Source organism: Streptomyces murinus (assembly GCF_002154555.1).
GTDB lineage: Bacteria > Actinomycetota > Actinomycetes > Streptomycetales > Streptomycetaceae > Streptomyces > Streptomyces murinus.
In genome coordinates, this window is the sequence record NZ_MUNF01000273.1 from 1 (window position 1) to 3662 (window position 3662).

At 71.6% G+C, this 3662-nt stretch carries 3 protein-coding genes; 1 reads left to right on the forward strand and 2 read right to left on the reverse strand.

Annotation, left to right across the window (positions count from 1 at the left end; genetic code table 11):
- Positions 1–44: 44 nt before the first annotated feature.
- Together leuE and CCN72_RS17825 are read right to left on the reverse strand one after the other, a co-directional pair.
- The gene (gene leuE, locus CCN72_RS17820; RefSeq protein ID WP_086808376.1) at positions 45–698 is read right to left on the reverse strand and encodes a leucine efflux protein LeuE; all 654 of its coding nucleotides are present in this window, start codon (positions 696–698) and stop codon (positions 45–47) included.
- Between the two features lie 184 nt (positions 699–882).
- Positions 883–2463: an acyl-CoA mutase large subunit family protein gene (locus CCN72_RS17825; RefSeq protein WP_086808377.1), complete on the reverse strand. Its 1581-nt coding sequence runs from the start codon at positions 2461–2463 to the stop codon at positions 883–885.
- Positions 2464–2542: 79 nt separating this feature from the next.
- On the opposite strand from CCN72_RS17825, the gene CCN72_RS17830 reads away from it, so the two are divergent.
- Complete coding sequence (locus tag CCN72_RS17830; RefSeq protein WP_086808378.1) at positions 2543–3307, forward strand: L,D-transpeptidase family protein; 765 nt, start codon at positions 2543–2545, stop codon at positions 3305–3307.
- Positions 3308–3662 lie beyond the last annotated feature (355 nt).

Sequence of the window (3662 nt, forward strand, 5' to 3'; positions counted from 1 at the left end):
TCGCCGCGGCCTTCCGGCGCCCCCATCGAGCCCCGGGTACCGGACTACGAGGCCAGCGACAGCTTCACCGCGAACCCGAGGAAGAGCGCACCGGCCGCCGAAGTGGCCGTCGCGGACAGGCGCTTGCGGCGCCGGAAGGCCGCGGCGAGCCGGGTGCCGCCGAATATCAGGGCGCTCAGGTAGAGCACGCTGGCTATCTGGGCGAAGGCCCCGAGCACGACGAAGGACAGGGCCGGATAGGCATAGCCCGGGTCCACGAACTGCACGAAGAAGGCGACGAAGAACAGGATCGCCTTCGGGTTGAAAAGGCTGACGACGAGGGCACGCCGGTAGGGGCGTTCCTCGGTGGCGCCGGCCGATTCCGCGGCCGTCTCCTCGGCCGCCTGCTCCCGCCGGGTGCGCCACAGCTGCCGGGCGGAGCGCATCATGCCGATCGCCAGCCAGGTCAGATAGCCGGCACCGGCGTACTTCACGATGCCGAACAGCAGTGCGTTGGCCTGGAGCAGCGAGGCGACCCCGGCGGCGGACAGGGTCATGAGCACGGTGTCCCCGCAGAACACCCCGGCGGCCGCGGTGTACCCGGCGCGCACCCCTCGGCGGGCGGCGACGGACAGGACGTAGAGCGAGTTGGGACCGGGGAGCAGCACGATCAGGGCCACACCCGCGAGATACGTGGGGAGATGGATGACACCGAACATGGAAAGGAGTGTCGCACGGGGGTACGACAACGGGTCCGGGCCGGGGTGAACAGCCGCCCGCGGGCACCCGTCCGACCGGCGGACACCCGGTCGGGCCGACCCACGGGCACCCGGTCAAGTCGTCCGAGGGGCAACCGTGCGGGCGGACCGACGGACACGGCCGGGCCGACCGACGGACGCCCGGTCAAAAGGCGTCGGTCGGCACATATCTCCCCCACACCTCCCGCAGCGCCCCGCACACCTCGCCCACCGTGGCCCGCGCCCGCAGTGCCTCCTTCATGGGATAGAGGACGTTGTCCTCGCCCCCCGCGGCCTTCCTCAGCGCGGCCAGGGCGGCGTCGACCGCGCCCTGATCGCGTCCGGCGCGCAGCGCGGCGAGGCGCTCGCCCTGGCGGGCCTCGATGGCCGGGTCCACGCGCAGCGGCTCGTACGGCTCCTCCTCGTCCAGCCGGAAGCGGTTGACGCCGACGACCACCCGTTCCCCGGAGTCGGTCTCCTGGGCGATGCGGTAGGCGTTGCGCTCGATCTCGGCCTTCTGGAAGCCCTGTTCGATCGCCGCCTCCGCGCCGCCCAGCCCCTCGACCCGGTCCATCAGCCCGACGACCGCCGCCGCCATGTCGTCGGTCATCCGCTCCACCGCGTAGGAACCGGCGAAGGGGTCCACGGTCGCGGTCACGTCCGTCTCGTACGCCAGCACCTGCTGGGTGCGCAGGGCGAGCCGCGCGGAGGTGGCGGTGGGCAGCGCGATCGCCTCGTCGAAGGAGTTGGTGTGCAGGGACTGGGTGCCGCCGAGGACCGCGCCGAGGGCCTGGACGGCGACCCGGACCAGGTTCACCTGCGGCTGCTGCGCGGTGAGCTGGACCCCGGCGGTCTGGGTGTGGAAGCGCAGCATCAGCGACTTGGGGTTCTTCGCGCCGAACTCCTCCCGCATCACCCGGGCCCAGATCCGGCGCGCGGCACGGAACTTGGCGACCTCCTCCAGGAACGTCGTACGGGCCACGAAGAAGAAGGACAGGCGCGGCGCGAAGTCGTCCACGTCCATCCCGGCCGCGACCGCCGTGCGCACGTACTCGATGCCGTCGGCGAGGGTGAAGGCGATCTCCTGCACGGGCGAGGCGCCGGCCTCGGCCATGTGGTAGCCGGAGATCGAGATCGTGTTCCACCGGGGGATCTCGGCGGTGCAGTACCGGAAGATGTCCGCCGTCAGCCGCAGCGAGGGCTTCGGCGGGAAGATGTAGGTGCCGCGGGCGATGTACTCCTTGAGCACGTCGTTCTGGATGGTGCCGGTCAGCCGGTCGGCCGGGACGCCCTGTTCTTCCGCCACCAGCTGGTACAGGAGCAGCAGGAGGGCGGCCGGGGCGTTGATCGTCATGGACGTGGAGACCTGGTCCAGCGGGATGCCGTCGAACAGCACCCGCATGTCCTCGATCGAGTCGATCGCCACGCCGACCTTGCCGACCTCGCCGTGCGCGAGGGGCGCGTCGGAGTCGTGGCCCATCTGGGTGGGCAGGTCGAAGGCGACGGACAGTCCGGTCGTGCCGTGGGCGATCAGCTCCCGGTAGCGGGCGTTGGACTCCGCCGCCGTGCCGAAACCGGCGTACTGGCGCATCGTCCAGGGGCGGCCGGTGTACATGCTCGGGTAGACCCCCCGGGTGAAGGGGTACGACCCCGGCTCCCCGAGCTGCTCGGCCGGGTTCCAGCCGGTCAGCGCGGCCGGCCCGTAGACCGGCTCGATCGGCAGGCCCGACTCCGACTCACGCGCCATGGATGCCTCCGCAGTACGTTCCGTACCTCCTCACCATGCCTCGTCGTTCGGCGGGGGTCACGTGGGGAAGCATCCAGGGATGAGGACCAGGGGCAGGACCCTCGCCGCGCTCGGAGTTCTCGCCGCCCTCGTCGCGCTGTGCGGATGCACCGTGCAGCCGCTGGGCGCGGACGGCCGGCCGCTGGGCGGGGGCCCGGTGTCCGCGGGGAACGCGGGGGTGCCGTTGCGGCCGGGCGACACCGGATCGGCCGTACGGGAACTCCAGGCGCGGCTGCGGCAGCTGGACTGGCTGTTCGACGGGCCCACGGGTTCGTACGACGATCTCACCGAGCGGGCCGTACGGGGCTTCCAGGGCAAGCGCGGGCTGCCGGTCACCGGTGTCACGGACGCCGTGACCTGGCGGCGGCTGGTGGCGATGACCCGGCCGCCGGGCAGGTGGGAGCTGTATCTGATGGGCGGCCAGCCCGCCGCCGCGCCCGATCCGCGCTGTCTGACGGGCCGGGCGCTGTGCATCAGCAAGACCAGCCGGACGCTGCGCTGGATGGTCGACGGGCGGACCGTGTCCGAGATGGCCGTGCGCTTCGGCACCCTGCGCAGCCCGACCCGCGAGGGCACCTTCCATGTGTACTGGAAGTCCCGCCACCATGTGTCGACCCTGTACGACTCGCCGATGCCGTACGCGATGTTCTTCAGCGGCGGTGAGGCGGTGCACTACTCGTACGACTTCGCGGCGCGCGGCTATGCCGGGGGTTCGCACGGGTGCGTGAACGTACGGGACGAGGAGGCGATCGCCCAGGTGTTCGCCGAAGTGCGGGTGGGCGACAAGGTCGTCGTGTACCGGTGAGGCTGGCGGGCCGAGCGGCTGGGGTTTGGGGCGCGGGCGGGACCGGGGGAACATGTCCCGCCCGCGCCAGGTGCACGAGCCGCGGGTACGGGGGGAACCCCGGCTCAGTGCTACGGCCGATGACCAGTCGGCTCACTCAGTACTGCGTCGAGGGATCCAAAAGTGTCACACCCTGCGCGGAAAAACTTTCGCGACTTCTGAAAGTGCCAGGTCACAGGGGTGTGGACGATCAACATTGATCAGCGGGTGGAGGTGGGCGCCGACTGCGGGACGGTGGCGGACGCGGACCTGCCGTGGCCGCGCGGGGCGTGCGGCGGAGTGTGCGAGGGGGTGTGCGGCGGAGTGTGCCGGGGGG